The sequence below is a fragment of the Undibacterium hunanense genome (genome assembly GCF_014284335.1).
Classification (GTDB): domain Bacteria; phylum Pseudomonadota; class Gammaproteobacteria; order Burkholderiales; family Burkholderiaceae_D; genus Undibacterium; species Undibacterium hunanense.
On sequence record NZ_JACOGF010000019.1, the window covers coordinates 50733 to 67309 of the forward strand.

General features: G+C 53.0%; 16 protein-coding genes. 6 read left to right on the forward strand and 10 right to left on the reverse strand.

The window, feature by feature from the left end; genetic code table 11:
• Positions 1-125 precede the first annotated feature (125 nt).
• Positions 126-1379, forward strand: a complete 1254-nt coding sequence (alaC, locus tag H8L32_RS25220) for an alanine transaminase (RefSeq protein ID WP_230412411.1) — start codon at positions 126-128, stop codon at positions 1377-1379.
• 69 nt (positions 1380-1448) lie between these two features.
• On the opposite strand, the gene H8L32_RS25225 is transcribed toward alaC, so the two are convergent.
• A complete protein-coding gene (locus H8L32_RS25225; RefSeq protein WP_186950615.1) occupies positions 1449-2615 on the reverse strand; it encodes a mandelate racemase/muconate lactonizing enzyme family protein in 1167 nt (388 codons plus the stop codon).
• 104 nt (positions 2616-2719) lie between these two features.
• Here H8L32_RS25225 and H8L32_RS25230 point away from each other — a divergent pair, with 104 nt between their 5' ends.
• A complete protein-coding gene (locus tag H8L32_RS25230) occupies positions 2720-3610 on the forward strand; it encodes a LysR family transcriptional regulator (RefSeq protein ID WP_186950617.1) in 891 nt (296 codons plus the stop codon).
• 401 nt (positions 3611-4011) lie between these two features.
• Here the strand turns inward: H8L32_RS25230 and H8L32_RS25235 are convergent, their stop codons facing one another.
• Positions 4012-4749: a siderophore-interacting protein gene (locus H8L32_RS25235; protein ID WP_186950619.1), complete on the reverse strand. Its 738-nt coding sequence runs from the start codon at positions 4747-4749 to the stop codon at positions 4012-4014.
• Positions 4750-4787: 38 nt separating this feature from the next.
• On the opposite strand from H8L32_RS25235, the gene H8L32_RS25240 reads away from it, so the two are divergent.
• The gene (locus H8L32_RS25240) at positions 4788-5258 is read left to right on the forward strand and encodes a MarR family winged helix-turn-helix transcriptional regulator (protein WP_186950621.1); all 471 of its coding nucleotides are present in this window, start codon (positions 4788-4790) and stop codon (positions 5256-5258) included.
• Positions 5259-5297: 39 nt separating this feature from the next.
• Entirely contained in the window at positions 5298-6359 is a 1062-nt protein-coding gene (gene hisC, locus H8L32_RS25245; protein WP_186950623.1) for a histidinol-phosphate transaminase, read from the forward strand.
• A gap of 227 nt (positions 6360-6586) precedes the next feature.
• Here hisC and H8L32_RS25250 read toward each other — a convergent pair whose 3' ends face one another.
• Together H8L32_RS25250 and H8L32_RS25255 are read right to left on the reverse strand one after the other, a co-directional pair.
• Positions 6587-7084, reverse strand: coding sequence for a hypothetical protein (locus H8L32_RS25250; protein ID WP_186950625.1), 498 nt, complete (start codon positions 7082-7084; stop codon positions 6587-6589).
• Positions 7085-7091: 7 nt separating this feature from the next.
• Complete coding sequence (locus H8L32_RS25255) at positions 7092-7577, reverse strand: asparaginase domain-containing protein (RefSeq protein ID WP_186950627.1); 486 nt, start codon at positions 7575-7577, stop codon at positions 7092-7094.
• Positions 7578-7737: 160 nt separating this feature from the next.
• Here H8L32_RS25255 and H8L32_RS25260 point away from each other — a divergent pair, with 160 nt between their 5' ends.
• On the forward strand, positions 7738-8511 hold the full coding sequence (locus tag H8L32_RS25260; protein ID WP_230412412.1) for an L-asparaginase: 774 nt from the start codon (positions 7738-7740) through the stop codon (positions 8509-8511).
• Positions 8512-8523: 12 nt separating this feature from the next.
• Here H8L32_RS25260 and H8L32_RS25265 read toward each other — a convergent pair whose 3' ends face one another.
• The 4 genes from H8L32_RS25265 to H8L32_RS25280 all read right to left on the reverse strand — a co-directional run bounded on the left by H8L32_RS25265 (position 8524) and on the right by H8L32_RS25280 (position 13281).
• Positions 8524-9279, reverse strand: a complete 756-nt coding sequence (locus H8L32_RS25265; protein WP_186950629.1) for a class I SAM-dependent methyltransferase — start codon at positions 9277-9279, stop codon at positions 8524-8526.
• A gap of 87 nt (positions 9280-9366) precedes the next feature.
• Complete coding sequence (locus H8L32_RS25270) at positions 9367-9954, reverse strand: YdcF family protein (protein WP_222619488.1); 588 nt, start codon at positions 9952-9954, stop codon at positions 9367-9369.
• A 99-nt stretch (positions 9955-10053) separates the two neighbouring features.
• Complete coding sequence (locus H8L32_RS25275) at positions 10054-11976, reverse strand: putative bifunctional diguanylate cyclase/phosphodiesterase (protein WP_186950631.1); 1923 nt, start codon at positions 11974-11976, stop codon at positions 10054-10056.
• Between the two features lie 327 nt (positions 11977-12303).
• Entirely contained in the window at positions 12304-13281 is a 978-nt protein-coding gene (locus H8L32_RS25280; RefSeq protein ID WP_186950632.1) for a D-2-hydroxyacid dehydrogenase family protein, read from the reverse strand.
• A gap of 424 nt (positions 13282-13705) precedes the next feature.
• Between H8L32_RS25280 and H8L32_RS25285 the strand changes: the two genes are divergently transcribed.
• Positions 13706-15556, forward strand: a complete 1851-nt coding sequence (locus H8L32_RS25285; protein WP_186950634.1) for a phosphoenolpyruvate carboxykinase (GTP) — start codon at positions 13706-13708, stop codon at positions 15554-15556.
• Between the two features lie 182 nt (positions 15557-15738).
• On the opposite strand, the gene H8L32_RS25290 is transcribed toward H8L32_RS25285, so the two are convergent.
• Both H8L32_RS25290 and H8L32_RS25295 read right to left on the reverse strand, forming a co-directional pair.
• Positions 15739-16161 carry a DUF2798 domain-containing protein gene (locus H8L32_RS25290; protein WP_186950635.1) on the reverse strand — a complete coding sequence of 141 codons (423 nt, stop codon included), beginning with the start codon at positions 16159-16161 and terminating at the stop codon, positions 15739-15741.
• Between the two features lie 70 nt (positions 16162-16231).
• Positions 16232-16549 carry a hypothetical protein gene (locus H8L32_RS25295; protein ID WP_186950636.1) on the reverse strand — a complete coding sequence of 106 codons (318 nt, stop codon included), beginning with the start codon at positions 16547-16549 and terminating at the stop codon, positions 16232-16234.
• Positions 16550-16577 lie beyond the last annotated feature (28 nt).

Consider the following 16577-nt stretch of genomic DNA (forward strand, 5'->3'; position numbering starts at 1 on the left):
CAAAGCAGATTTCATTTTTGTTGAAAAATGGATTCCAGAGGCAATCGCCTCGACGTCGCTCGGACGGTTCCGGGCGCCCGTTCTGATGGTCAGTTTTGACTGTTTGAACTACGTACAATTTGATCATGACAAATACATCTACTCCGCCGGGCCGGGGTTCGGTTGTTGAGGGCACGCCTGCGCCTGCAACAAAGTTCTCCTTCGCTCGTATCAATCGCCTGCCCCCTTACGTATTCAATATCACTGCCGAACTGAAGATGGCAGCACGCCGTCGCGGCGAAGATATCATCGATATGTCCATGGGTAATCCTGACGGTGCCACACCTGCACACATCGTTGAAAAACTGGTGGAAGTTGCCCAACGCCCCGACACCCACGGTTATTCGGCGTCCAAAGGCATACCACGCCTGCGTCGTGCGATTGCACACTGGTACAAGGACCGCTATGACGTCGACCTGAATCCGGATTCAGAAGCCATCGTCACCATAGGTTCCAAAGAAGGCCTGGCGCATCTGATGCTGGCGACGCTGGACAAGGGTGACACGGTGCTGGTGCCGAACCCCAGCTACCCCATCCACATTTATGGCGCGGTCATCGCCGGTGCCGATATACGTTCAATACGCATGAGCCCCGGCGTGGATTTTTTTGCTGAGCTGGAAAGAGCCATACGCGAAACCTATCCCAAGCCCAAGATGATGATCTTTGGCTTTCCGTCGAACCCGACCGCGCAATGCGTGGAGCTGGAATTTTTCGAACGCGTGGTCAAGCTGGCGAAAGAACACAATATCCTGGTGGTGCATGACCTGGCCTATGCCGATATCGTGTATGACGGCTGGAAGGCCCCCTCCATCATGCAGGTACCGGGCGCACGTGATGTGGCAGTCGAATTTTTCACGCTGTCAAAAAGCTATAACATGGCTGGCTGGCGCATAGGCTTCATGGTCGGCAATAAAGAATTGGTGGCTGCACTTGCGCGTATCAAAAGTTACCACGACTATGGCAGCTTCACACCTGTGCAGGTGGCTGCGATTGCAGCACTGGAAGGCGACCAGACTTGTGTCAACGAGATACGTGACCAGTACCAGCGCCGCCGCGATGTCCTCGTCAAAGGCTTGCATGAACTGGGCTGGATGGTGGAAAAACCAAAGGCATCAATGTATATCTGGGCGCATATCCCGGAGCATTACCGTCACCTTGGTTCACTGGAATTTGCTAAACAGATGCTGGAAAAAGCCAAACTTTGCGTGTCACCCGGTATAGGCTTTGGTGAATATGGCGATGAATACGTACGCTTTGCTTTAATCGAAAATGAATCGCGCATACGCCAAGCTCTGCGTGGCTTGAAAACCATGTTCAAGGATGATGGCGTAGCCAAATAAATCCTTTGCACCGGATGTCAGACATGCCTGCATGATCATGCAGGCATGTCTGGTCTCAAGCGGTAAAAATCACTCAGCGATTTTGCGCATCTCCGCATACAAATCTGCCTTGCCTTCAAAGCCTATGCCCGGCAATTCTGGCAGCAGGATGTGGCCGTTGACTACCTTCACGCCATCCGGGAAACCACCATACGGCTGAAACAGGTCTGGGTAGGATTCATTGCCACCCAGCCCAAGGCCAGCAGCAATATTCAGTGACATCTGATGACCACCATGAGGTATGCAGCGTTTGGCTGACCAGCCATGTTCATGCAGCATATCCAGCGTGCGTAAATATTCCACCAGCCCATAGCTGAGGGCACAGTCAAACTGCAGCCAGTCGCGGTCTGCACGCATGCCGCCATAGCGTATGAGATTGCGGGCATCCTGCATGGAGAACAGGTCTTCACCTGTCGCCATGGGATTGGGGTAGTAATTGCGCAGCGTTGCCTGCAATTCAAAGTCCAGCGGGTCGCCCGGTTCTTCATACCAGAACAAGTCGTATTGCGAGAGTGCCTTGGCATATTTGATGGCAGTGTCGAGGTCAAAGCGACCATTCGCATCGACCGCGAGTTTTTGGCCATCACCCAGCACGCTCAGGATGGAATCGATACGGCGCAGGTCTTCGTCCAGCGAAGCGCCACCTATCTTTTTCTTGACCACGGTGTAGCCACGGTCAATATAACTGCGCATTTCATCCTTGAGTTTGTCGTGGTTCTGGCCGGGATAATAATAGCCCCCTGCTGCGTAGACAAAGATGTTACGGTCCGGCGTGCCATTGCCATAGCGTTCTGCCAGTAACTGGAACAGTGGCTTGCCAGCGATCTTGGCGACGGCATCCCAGACTGCCATGTCGATGGTGCCGATGGCTACCGAGCGTTCACCATGGCCACCTGGTTTTTCATTGGTGAACATGCAGTTCCATATCTTGTGCGGGTCAAGATTGTCACCGGCATCGTTGATCAGGCTTTCTGGCGCGGCTTCCAGTACACGGGGAATGAAACGCTCACGCATGAGCTTGCCCTGCCCGTAGCGGCCATTGGAATTGAAACCATAACCAATGACAGGCTTGCCATCGCGAATGACATCGGTCACGACCGCGACTAGACTCAGGGTCATCTTGCTGAAATCGATGTAGGCGTTGCGTATGGGGGAACTGATGGGTACGGTTTTTTCGCGGATTTCAAGAATTTTCATTTGGCTTTGTCCTGACAAGTATAAAAAGGAATCTGTATGGTCAAAGCTTACTCTTCATTTATAGATATATAATTAACTCATATTGAAACCATTATTTACTTCAAGTGAATATAGACATTGCACCTGAGCTGACTTTCTTTGTCTTGCTGGCCAAACTGGGCAGCCTGTCGGCGACGGCACGTGAACTGGGTATCACTCCACCTGCGGTGACCAAGCGGCTGATGCTGATGGAGCAACGCCTGGGCGTGCGCCTGGTCAACCGCACCACACGCCGCCTGAGCCTGACCAGTGAAGGCGAGTCTTATCTGGCGCAGGCAAGCCAGATCCTGGCTGGCATCCGTGATATGGAAGAGTCGGTATCAAGCAGCCGTGCCACACCCAAGGGCTTGCTGCGGGTGAATGCGACACCAGGCTTTGGACGTACCCATATCGCACCACTCATATCGCGCTTCGCCCATCTGTATGCTGAAGTGGAGGTGCAGTTGCAATTGACTGATCGCCCTATCAGCCTGGTGGAAGAGGCATATGACCTGGCGATACGCTTTGGTGAACTGCCGGATTCGCGTCTGGGTGCACGCAAGCTGATGGCCAACCGGCGTTTTTTATGTGCTTCACCCGCCTATCTGAAGCAGGCCGGATACCCACAAACCCCGGCCGAGCTACATCACCATCGCTGCATCCTGCATCGCCAGAATGATGATGTATATGGCACCTGGCGTCTGGAAAAAGGACGCCAGGTGGAACTGGTCAAGGTGCGTGGTGCGGTCTCAAGCAATGATGGCGACGTGGTACTGAACTGGGCACTGGATGGCCACGGCATACTGGTACGTTCGGAATGGGATTTGAACAAATACCTGGAAAGCGGACGGCTGCAAATCGTCTTGCCCGCCTACACACTACCGGCGGCTGATCTGTATGTGTATTACCTGAGCCGCCGCCAGCAACCGGCCAGGGTCAGGGCATTTATTGATTTTCTGGCGGAAGAGTTCAAATGAGAATCCGGCTGTAGTCCACTACTGGCCGGAATTACTTGCTTAACAAAAAATGGCGGGTAAATTCCCTCCCTTTCAAGGGGATGGCGTCGGGGTTTCACAAAGCATGCTTTGTGCCGACAGAATCTAAGCCGCTTGCAAGCGGCGCAGTGGACGGCTTAGGGAGGGGATGGGTTTCGGGCGATTAACGATAGATGAATTTACGTCGGAAACCCATCCCCATCCCAGCCTTCCCCCTGAAGGGGAAGGTGCTTTAACACGACCTTCGGAAAAAATATTCAATTGCAGAATTAAACCTCGGATACAGAAAAATCTATACGATACTGTTCGATTTTGATGCTCAGAAGGTATCAAGATAACTATTCCGAACGGTGATGAACTGTAGCCAGCTTCCATTCATTGACCTAACTCTCCAAATTCTCATGATGCGCGATAAGACCACGCTTCCAGTAAGCTGCTACCCGCATGGCAGCACCAGCATGGCCTTTTTCTTCTGCCAGTATGCGGCGTGTTGCTGCCATGGTCGCAGCTTCACCGGCACACCAGGCATAACCATCGCCTGTTGGCAAAGGCAGGGCGCGCAGGGTATCGAGAAACTCTTGTGCACTGTCTACCCAGACGATGCTGATGTCGGCTGCACTGCTTAAATCGCGGCGTTCGGCTGGCGGTACCTGCAGGATGACGATGGCGCGCACACCCGCCGGTAATTCTTCCAGGCGTCTGGAAATAGCAGGCAGGGCGGTTTCATCACCAGCCAGCAGATGCCATTCATAGTCAACCGGAATCACCAGCGAGCCACGCGGCCCGGCAACAGTGACCGTCTGGCCAATATCTGCCTGGCTGGCCCAGGCCGCAGCGGGGCCATCGCCATGGATGGAAAATTCCAGTACCAGTTCGCCTTTGACAGGGTCGTAATGCCTGGGCGTGTAGTCCCGCATGACGACATTGTCTGTGTCGGCGGCCAATATCAATTTAAGATGATCATCAAAGGATGCGCTGATAAAGCCCGGCAGGTCAGCACCTGTCAGGGTAATACGGCGGAAGTGCGGGGTCGGGCTTTCAACACGGACAACTTGCAGGTTACGGCGTTTGATTTCATGGCGTATGCGTTGTACGCGGCTGGTTTCAGAGGCTATACTCATTTATTCACCTATCAAATTAGTTGATAATATCTACTATAATGCGCAAAACAAATGACAATGTCAACCATTCCCGGCAAAATAATGAGGATGGGGTGCTGGATCTTATCCATACCGTCATGCACCAATACCGGTCCATGCAATACCAGGCTTTGCGTGACGGCCCGCACGACATCACGCATATGGAAGGCAAGGTATTGAGTTTTTTTGGGCGTCAGCCCAGGGCTACCCAGAGTGATCTGGCCAAACACAGCGGGCGCGACAAGGCGCAGCTGGCACGCCTGATCAAGGGCTTGCGTGACCGTGGGTTGCTGGATGCCGAAGCCGATGCAACGGACCGCCGCAATGTCCATCTGGCGCTGACCGCCGATGGCCAGGCGATATTGAGTGGCCTGCATCAGCAGGCAAAACGCCTCAACAGCAAGGCTGTCAGCGGCATGGATAGCGCGGAGCAACAGCAATTGCTGCAGTTTTTGCTGCGTGTCAAAAACAATCTGGATGCGACGGAATAAACGCCCGCCAGTCTCAATTTTTATGTAAAAACCAATATCATGAGTCAATACTGGAGTGAAGTCGTACACAAGCTGACACCATATGTCCCCGGCGAACAGCCAAAGATAGACAGGCTGATCAAGCTCAATACCAATGAAAACCCGTATCCGCCATCACCCCAGGTGCTGGCAGCGATACAGCAGGCAGCCAGCGCAGACTTGCGCCTCTATCCCGATCCCGGATCAGACAGCCTGCGCGACACCATCGCTGCCTATCACGGCTTGCAGGCAGAGCAGATATTCATTGGCAACAGTTCGGATGAGGTGCTGGCACATACCTTCCAGGCTTTGCTGAAACATGAACAGCCCTTGTTATGTCCGGACATCAGTTACAGTTTTTACCCTGTGTATTGCGGCCTGTATGGCATCAGTTATCGCAGCATCCCGCTGGATGCAGATTTTCGTCTGAACGTGGAAGATTATCTGCAAGCCAATGGCGGAATTATTTTCGCCAACCCGAATGCGCCTACCGGCTGTCTGCTGGGGCTGGATAAAATTGAATTCCTGCTGCAACACAATCGCGATTCTGTCGTGGTGGTGGATGAAGCTTATGTGGATTTTGGCGGCAGCACAGCGATAGCGCTGATCAACAAGTATCCCAACTTGCTGGTGATACAGACGCTGTCAAAATCACGTTCACTGGCCGGATTGCGGGTAGGTTTTGCGGCAGGTCACCCTGATCTGATCGCCGGCCTGAACCGTGTCAAGAACAGTTTCAACTGCTATCCGCTGGACCGGCTGGCGGTCGCTGGTGCGATTGCCTCATTTGAAGATGAAGCGCACTTCCAGCAAAATTGTGCCGCCGTCATCGCCAGCCGCGACCGGCTCACAGCCAGTCTGAATGATCTGGGCTTTACAGTCTTGCCGTCAGCGGCCAATTTTGTTTTTGCACGGCACCCGCAACACAATGCCTTGCAACTGGCGCAAGGCTTGCGTGCAAGCGGCATCATCGTGCGGCATTTCAAACAGGAACGCATCAGCGAATTCTTGCGCATTTCCATCGGCACCGATGTCGAATGCGAAGCACTGGTGTCAGCGCTGAAGATACTGTTACAGGCTTAAACTCGTTTCAGAATCAGAGATGAATTCTAATCAGGACTTACGCAAAATTGTCCCAGCAAGATTATCGCTTTTAGGAAACATCCCTTGCAAGGGATGTTCGTTTCGTCGGCAGGCAACATGTTGCCTGAAACCCTCGACTCCACCGTCAGCGACGAAGACAGTACTTTAGTACGCGGCTCCTGGGAGAGGAGCTGCAACGCAGCTAGGGCAGTTTTGCGTAAGTCCGTTTACTGTTCAGGCCAGATCGACAACACCAGCTCTTCAATATTGTTAGGATCACTGATCTTCTTTTTGGCATCTGCCCAGTCTGCTGGTGCCGGTACGGCTTTTTTGGTATGCACGGCAGTGTCTATCGCCATCTTGATGCCAAACACCAGGATGCCGCTGGTGACGTCTACCGGTGGAAGTTTCTGCACTATTTCATAGATCTGATTGTCATAATATTCATGCACGGCTGGCGCCATGTCCAGCCAGGATGTGACGGCACCATCAGAGCGTATGGCCACCACCAGATAACCGGCGCTTTCCGGCATTTTGACTTTTTTCAGCGCCCTGTAGATCTGTGTCTGCAAGGCCCGTGTATAGCGGCCAAAGCTGTCGACATTGATGCCTTTCTGTTCCAGCTGTTTTTGTGACTGGAAAAAATAGATGGAATCAAAACGGGTTTCTGCTGCTTGCGTCAGCGCGGAAAAACACAGTAACAGGGTAGCCAGCAGCAGTTTCATACTTACCTCATTTCGTGACAAAAACACCGGCACTGCGGTTTTTCTGTACATTGTCCCACGCAAATACCTTACCGTTCATGGCCACATGCACACCGGCTGGCAACAACTGCGCTGCGCTGCAGGCAAACCCCAGATTGAAAAAAGCATCAGAATTGGCAATTTCGTAAGGAATCATGGCACCAGTAAAGACTATGGTCTTGCCCAGCTTGGCCGCACCCAGCACTTCAGCTGTTTCACGCATGGTGTCGGTGCCATGGATGATGACGATGGCATCTTCAGCAGAATTCTGGCAAGCCTGCAAGACGGTCTGGCGATGGCTGTCATTCATGTCCAGCGAATCCACCAGCATGCAGACTTCCAACGCCACCGGAATAGTCAGGCGGGCGCGTTGCAGCACCTCGGGCAGGTGGCTGTCGGCAAAGCTTAGTTTGCCTGCCAGTTCATCATAATGTTTATCGAAAGTGCCACCGGTGGCGATAATGCGCAAAGTCATGGTCTTGTCTCAAAATAGTCGTGGTTGATTTGTTCTGCATTGTAACGCGGCAGGCACCTTGCTGAAAACTCCATGCTAAGCTGCTACACTAAGCCGCTGGAATAAACATTACTGCAATATGCTGCCACGTGCAGATACATCGCGAATACTTTGTTGATATATGAAAGCCATTGCCCCGGGAACCGTTATTTTCCACCGCCATCGTGGCTATGGTGTGCTGACTTCCGTCAATTTATTGACGGGCTGGGTAGCGGCCCGCTTTGGTGACGAAAAACGCACACTTGACTTGAATCTTTCCACCGATGAAGTCCAACATGCGGATGGTGAAGCTATCCTGTTCCGCCGCTCGCCGCCAGAACGCATGCCACATGCACGCCTGATGGCGATGGTGAAAGAATTGCATGCAGCAGGTTACCAGAAGCTGTATCTGTATAGCTGGCCCAAGCCTTCCGGCCTGCACTGGCGCTGGCAGTTATTCACCGGGCCACGCAACTGGATGCAAAGACCCTGGCGTGAAGGCTGGTATGGCTCAGGGGCAGATTACAATTTCAATCCCGTGATGGGTTGGGGCGACGCTCCCGGTGCCAGCACCGCCGAGTTGATTGAGGCATTTGCCCGCTTTGATCCGGCCGGTCTGGCACAGGCGCTAGGCAAGGATGAAGATCATGCTGCCTGGTTTGCCAGTGTCTGCGATATCTTGCTACCGAATTATGCCTACAGCCTGGGGGCAGATACACCCGAACATCCGCTACCCCTGCATTTGCCGGTCATCGCCGTACGCCAGCGCCTGCCAGAACGTGAAGAACAATTAGCTTATCCACCCGGCTGGGAACAGACCTGGAGCCCGGACAGCCTGCAACGCCGCCATCAGCAAAGAAGCAATGTGCGACATGATGTGATACCCACAGGCTGGCACTTGCCGCTGGAATTCTGATATCCACAGCCCCTAAGCTGAATCAGCTGCGCTTTTTTCTACCACCATGAAATAACCAAGGGGAAAAGCCTGGCTGGTTTTGGCGGATACTTTTTTGCCTATGCCGGTTTTCAGGAAAAGCTGCACGCTGTATTGAATGGCTATCGCCATTGCCTTGCCCAGCACGGGAACAAATTGCAGATGCTTGGCCAGAAAATCAGCCAGGATTTCAGGACTACCGCCTATGGCTTCGAGGCGCAGCAATCGCAAGCCCGATTTGGCGACCAGGTGGCGCAAGGCATGTTCGGTGAAACGGTGATAATCATGCGGTTGCTCATGCAGGCAATAAAAAAACGGCACATTCATGATGATCTTGCCATCGGCAGCCAGGATACGTGTCATTTCCTTCCACAGGCTTTCCGGTTCCGGCAAATGTTCCAGCACATCGGACAGGATGATGGTATTGAATTCGGCATCTGCAAAAGGCAATGCTTTGCTTAAATCACATTCAAAATCCAGGTACTCGTTTTTGTGCTGGCTATTCGCCCAGTCGACGCAGATATTCTCTGTCACCAGGTCTTTATAACTCATGAACAGGGGCACCTTGCCACAACCCAGATCCAGCAAACGGCCACCCGTATACAGGCGCAGATTACGGTCATAACAGGCCGCAATCAGATCGGCGATCAGGCGTGAGCCAACACCGACTTCGGCCGGATCACGTGACGCCATCAAGCTGCCTTTTTTATAAATGTACTTGCTGGCCTGCCATTTGTCCTGGTTTTTCATTCCCTGATTACCTTATTGCTCTGCGTAACTGCATTTATACCGCAGGCAGGCGGTTTTTTGGTATTTATGCGTCATAACACGCATCCTTCAGCGTACTTGCGAAGGTTTCAGCATGTATCCGCCATAGGCAAACACTTCACGCGCCAGTGAATACGCATCCCGCCCCTCAAAATAATCGGCGTGTACATGCGCCTGGCCAGACAGGCCAAATTTGTTCATCGCCAGTTGAAAACGGGCGAGATGGAAGAACTGGCTGACCAGCACGGCGGAAGTCCATCCTTTTTGTTTCATCAGGCTGGCAGCAAAGCGCGCTGTTTCCAGGGTATTGATGCCGTGGCTGTCAATATGGATGGCGGTAGCCGGTACGCCATGCGCGAGCAGGTAGTTTTTCATGACTTCGGCTTCGTCATACCCTTCCACACCTTTCGCACCACTGACCAGTATGGCTTTGCAGCGGCCATCAACAAACAGCTTGAGAGCGGCATCCAGCCTGGCTTGCAGGCGTTTTGAAGGTGTCCCGTCCGGGTGGACGGTATTGCCGGGCACAATCGCCAGGTCGGTGCTGGCCAGCCTGTCATTCAATCCATACAGGCTGATGGCCAACATAGCCAGCAAAAAGCCCGACAGCAGGATCAGGGCCAGCCAGGCCAACAGGCGTTTCAGAGAGACAGACATACGTATCCAGACGGGTTGATGCCGATATGGCAAACCCGCAAATTGTACAGGCTGCGATGTGACTGGCATGCACCCGGCAGGACGCTTTCGCTTTTTCTCTCAACCAGACAATGCAGACTCCATCCTGCTTTCGCGCAAATGCATCCAGGTGCTGAAGGCGTCCGCCGGTATCGGCTTGCAGAAGTAATAACCCTGCGCCATGTCACAGCCCATGGCTTGCAATTGCTGCTCGGTCTGCCTGGCTTCGACTCCTTCGGCTACCACGCGCAGATGCAGCTGGTGTGCCAGTTGTATGCAGGCATCCACGACAGCATAACTGCCCATGTCTGTACACAGGCTGTGGATAAGTTCATGGTCTATCTTCAATTCGTTGATAGCCAGGTCTTTCAATTGCGACAGCGGCAAATGACCACTGCCAAAGTCATCGACAGACAGCCGAAACCCCATGGAATGCAGGCTGCGCAGGGTTTCCATAGCGATGTCGGTGGTATTGGCAAATGCGCTTTCTGTCAGCTCCAGCACCACGTATTCGGGCGGCACGGCAAATTCATCCAGCAGCCTGTGTATATCGGTTAACAGTTCCGGGTCACAGATACTGCGTACCGACAGGTTGATGGCAATGCTGATATCCAGGCCTTCTTCACGCCACAACAACCACTGGCGAAACGCGGCGCGCATCACCCACAGGTTAAGCGGTTTGATGAGACCGGATTTTTCTGCCACAGAGATAAATTCCTTCGGCGACATTTCACCGGCAAGGGCATCGGTCCATCTGAGCAGAGCCTCGGCGCCGACCACACTGCCGGTCAGCATATCGATTTGTGGCTGGTAATGCAGGCTCAATTCGGCTTTGTGCAAGGCATCGCGTAACTGCCCGCACAACAGGTGTTGACGCAAGAATTGTTGTTCGAGTTTTTCTTCATAAAAAGCCAGTTTCATGTGACTGAATTGCGCATGCAATAAAGCTTGTGCAGCTTTTTTCAGCAGATTTTCGGTGTCGGTGGCATGCAGGGGATAACTGGCTATGCCTATGGTGTGGTCTACCTCCAGCGCATAATCACTGATTTTGTATTCCAGCCGGAAAGCCAGGATTTCCCGGATGATATCGGTGGCATTGATGTCTTGCGAATGCTGGCGATAAATGCAGACAAATTCATCGCGCCTGGTTCGCGCGAACAGTCCGCGCGAACCTACGGTTGCAATCATGGTACCAACGATGGAACAGATCAGCTTGTCGCTGGCTTCGGCACCGATGATATTGGTGGTTTCAAACATCTTTTTAAGACGAATGTTAATCACCAGCAAGCTGTGTCCGCGCTCATGTGCGGCAATAATTTCCTGCGTCAGTATCTCTGGCAGGACTAGGCCATTCGGCAAGCCGGTGATGGCATCCTGATAAGCAGTCTGTTGCAGTTGTTCCAGAGCGACCGGTGGTCTGGCGGCTTGTTCACTGGCATGCCGCTTTTCTTCATATTGTGTGCGGCTGTGATTCAGGCCCAGGGCGATACAGGTATAAAACAGCAATGCCGCGATCACCTGCTCGGCAAACTGGTCTGCATAATGAAAGGCATACGGACCATCCCCACCCAGCTTGAAAATCAGGACCATTGCGCATAACCAGCATAGACTCCACTGCAAGCCCCTGGTCTGTCCCTTGAGCCACAGGGCCAGAAAAGGGAAACTGAAGGTCCACAATACGCCACTGCCCTGGTTGCCACCCAGATAACCCAATGTCAGCGTGGTCACCATGGCATACAGCAGGATGATGGATTCGGCATGACCAAGCCTGTCGTCGCGACCAGACAGAATAAAAGCCGGTACCAGCAAAAAAACCGTCAGGCAGACTTCGATCAGCCATAACACCGGATAAGCCGATTGCAGATAACTACCCAGCGCCAGGATCAGCGTGACAGGCAAGAGCAGGGTGATCACAATTCTGACATAGCGCCGCCGGTCGACAGGGCTGGAAACATCTTTGGCGATCAATCCCAGTATGGGTGACTGCAACACTTGAGGTTTCATCGTCAGGTTCTCCTCTCAATTACTCAGACCATACCCACAGTTATGTTTTGGCAATGCGTTTGGAATGCGCTTGGCGTTTCTGTGCCGCCCGTGATCAGACACAAATGCGGAACACCCGGAAACCCGGGCAATGTTCAGCAGTTTAGTGTATTTTTTACAAAGTTAAAGTATTTGCAACGTTATATTTTAAATATTTTTTACACGCGCGCAAAAGCATGCTGCCCGGCATGTTTTTCACATGCCGGGCAGAAAGAAGGATGGTGGGCGATGATTTGGCGACAGCCTATTGAAGAACTATGAGGTAACTATGAGGTAACTACCAGGCAGCTATGCAGGCAGGAGCAGATTGGCAGGCTTGCCAGCGGCAAAATCCACGATATTCTGGAAAGCTGCACGGAAATACAATTCATAACTGGCCTGTTCCACATAGCCCAGATGCGGGGTGACCAATACGTTTTCGCGATGTAATAGCGGATGATCTGGTGCCACAGGCTCACTTTCAAAAACATCGATGGCAGCAAAGCCGGGATGGCCGGCATCCAGCGCTGCTTCCAGTGCGCCGGGCTGCAGCAATTCTGCACGGCTGGTGTTGACCAGCAAGGCATCGCTTTTCATCAGGGCCAGGTCAGCCAGGCTGACGATGCCTTTGGTGGCATCATTCAAACGCAGGTGCAGGCTGATGATGTCGCAACTGGCAAAGAAGGCTTCTCTGGATTCTGCCACCAGCAATCCATCCTGGGCCGCCTGGGCGCGGCTGGCTTCACGTCCCCAGACCATGACTTGCATGCCGAAAGCTTTGGCATAGCCGCTGATGAGCTTGCCTATCTTGCCATAGCCCCAGATACCCAGTGTGCGTTTCTTCAATACCCGGCCCAGCTGGTTACGGGCTGGTTCCAGCGACGACGCCTGCCATACACCCTCCTGCAAAAGCTGGGCATAATTTGGCAGCCTGCGCCAGGCCGCCATGATCAGCGTCCAGGTCAGCTCCGCCGGCGCGGTCGGATCACCGACACCTTCGGCGATGGCGATGCCGCATTCATGTGCTGCGGCTATATCGATGTTGCCTGCCACTTTGCCGGTTTGTGAAATAAGCTTCAGATTGGGTAATTTCTGTAGTAGCGGTTTACTCAGGCGCGTGCGTTCACGTATCAGTACCACGGCGTCAAATGCCGCCAGCCGTATCGCCAGTTGCCCCACGCCCGCGGCGGTGTTGTTGAAGACCTTGACCTCGTGCTCGCGCAGCAGGTCAAAGCAGGGTAAATGACGGACTACATCCTGATAATCATCCAGTATGGCAATTTTCATGGTTTTTCCTCACGGCTGAAATAAGTTCTCAATCTATACATTGATGGACAAAGCATAAGCTGGATTGCCAATTTTTTCAGGCTCCTGGCGAAGCATGAAAACATATTGTGCAGCGGCTGAAAAATCTTCACTTTCACAAAACGTAAAACAATGATAATAAAACTGATGCAAAATTCGCGTGAAGCCAGACTCGCGTGTACAATGTTCGCCTACGTAGCTTTTTGATTCTTCCGCCCCGCGCCACCCCGCCGGGCGCAAGCCAGGAGCCAAGACACCCTCTTGTCTTCGTATTATCCGACAGAACCGCCGCTATGGTGTCCGCCTTGCTTGAACGCTTCCTGCGATCGCATCGCCACATTCCAACGACGATCCTGCCGTGCCGCTACACCGGTTTTTTTATTGAAATGGCATTGGAGGTAGTATCGTGAATCAACCCATCATGCAAGGCGTGGCAGCATTGAATGCCCCCGCTTACGTGAAACATCAGAAATTGATCAACTGGATCGCCGATATGGCGGCCCTGACCAAACCTGACAACATTTACTGGTGTGACGGCTCGCAAGAAGAGTACGACCGTTTGTGCGCCCAGATGGTTGCCGCCGGCACCATGAAAAAACTGAATGAAGCCAAGCGCCCCAACAGCTACCTGGCCTGTTCTGACCCATCTGACGTGGCACGCGTCGAAGACCGTACTTATATCTGCTCAACCAACAAGGAAGATGCGGGTCCGACCAATAACTGGATGGCCCCGGCAGAAATGCGCGCTACCCTGAACCCGATGTTTGATGGCTGCATGCGTGGTCGTACCATGTATGTTGTACCGTTTTCCATGGGGCCACTGGGTTCGCCTATCGCCCATATCGGCGTTGAACTGTCTGATTCGCCTTATGTTGCCGTCAACATGCGCATCATGACGCGCATGGGCAAGGCTGTGTATGACGTACTGGGCACGGATGGTGATTTCGTCCCTTGCGTACACACAGTAGGTGCACCTTTGGCTGAAGGTCAGGCCGATGTGGCATGGCCATGCAATAACACCAAATACATCGTGCATTATCCAGAAACGCGCGAAATCTGGTCTTTTGGTTCTGGTTACGGTGGCAATGCGCTGCTGGGCAAGAAATGTTTTGCCTTGCGTATCGCATCCACCATGGGCCGCGATCAGGGCTGGCTGGCAGAACACATGCTGATCCTGGGTGTGGAATCACCAGAAGGTAAAAAGCATTATGTGGCAGCAGCCTTTCCGTCCGCCTGCGGCAAGACCAATTTCGCCATGCTGATCCCCGCCATCAAGGGCTGGAAAGTCACCACCATTGGTGATGACATTGCCTGGATCAAACCTGGCAAGGATGGCCGTCTGTATGCCATCAACCCGGAAGCCGGTTACTTTGGCGTGGCACCAGGTACCAATACCGCCACCAATTCCAACTGCATGGCATCCCTCACCGCCAACACCATCTTCACCAATGTCGGCCTGACCGATGATGGCGATGTCTGGTGGGAAGGCATGAGCAAGGAAGCGCCAGCGCACCTGATCGACTGGCAAGGCAAGGACTGGACACCAGAAATCGCCAAAGAGACAGGCCGTAAAGCCGCCCATCCGAATGCGCGTTTCACGGTGGCAGCAACACAAAACCCGGTCATCGATGCAGCATGGGATGATCCGGCTGGCGTACCTATCTCCGCCTTTATCTTCGGTGGCCGTCGCTCGACAACGGTACCATTGGTGACAGAAGCCCGCAACTGGGTCGAAGGCGTCTACATGGCTGCGACCATGGGTTCAGAAACCACGGCTGCTGCCGTTGGTCAGCAAGGCGTGGTGCGCCGTGATCCTTTCGCCATGCTGCCTTTCATGGGTTACAACATGAGCGACTATTTCCAGCACTGGCTGGACATGGGCAAGAAAATCGAAGCTGCTGGCGCGACACAACCGGCAATTTTCTGCGTCAACTGGTTCCGTACGGATGACAACGGCAAATTTGTCTGGCCAGGTTTTGGCGACAATATGCGCGTCCTGAAATGGATGCTGGAACGCATAGAAGGTCAGGCCAATGGCGTCGAAAACATCTTTGGTCTGACACCTACATTTGCCGACCTGACCTGGGATGGCCTGGACTTTACCCAAGCTCAGTTCGATACCATCACTTCCATCGACAAAGCCGCCTGGGCTGCAGAGCTGGCCCTGCACACCGAGCTGTTTGAAAAACTGGCCTACCACCTGCCAGTGGAACTGGAAGTAACCCGTGCGGCGCTGGAAAAACGCCTGACGGCCTGATGATCTGATTGATTTAGTCCATCTCCAACAAAAAACGCGGCTAAGGTCGCGTTTTTTGTTGTTGGCCACAAGTCAATCAGGGAAAAATCGGGGAAAAATCAGAAAGAAATAGAAAGAAACATACGCAAGATGCAAAAAAGCCGTCTGCAAAGACGGCTTTTCATTTATCACGACCAGACAGTCTAGCGATGTACTGGCAACAGGACAGGCTTGCGCTTCAAACCACTTTGCGCCGTGGCACGATCAGATGCCTGCATGACCGCGTTCACATTCAAACCAGCCTGTGACATATCTGCTGTTGGCAAAGGCTTGCTGAGGCTGCGCGCCAACTGGTTCACCAATGGCTTGCTGAGATATGCTACCGGAAAAGCGATAGGCCAGATGGTCAGCCAGGCTTCCATCCAGGCGGCAAAAAAGTCATTGCCATACCCTATCCACAGCAAACGCATGGCAGCACTGGCAACCAGGGTCACCACACCGGTAGTCAGAATGGTTGGCAACATGGATGCCAGGCTTTTTGAACCAGCCACTGCACGAGGCTGGCGAACAATCGCAGGTTGAACCGCTGCGACTGACATGCCGGGAAATGCTGAAGAATGTTGCATAAAGCTGAAACCGTATTTATTTAATAATTACTAAAAATTAACTACGAATTAACTATGAACTGAGCACAAATTAGCCGCGTGCAGCCAGTGCGCGCAATTCAGCAGCCATATTTGGCGATGTGCCGTCCAGGTCGTTCGCGATACGGCGAATAGCCAGGGTATTGCGCAAATTGCGGCCAGCCGTTTTTTCTTCACGCGATTTTTTTGGGTTGATCACCAGCAGCGCTGCGCGCAGCATGCCAACCAGCAAAGGTTTGAAAACGATCAGCATGGTAGCCAAGATACCCAGGCCCAGCAAAGGACGGGCGGAACCGATAACGGTACTGATGGCCAGTTGGGAAACAGGCAAGGCGCTGGCGATTGGAAAGGCAATATTCAGGAAAGACATGATTCACTCCACTTTTTTTCACTTTGTA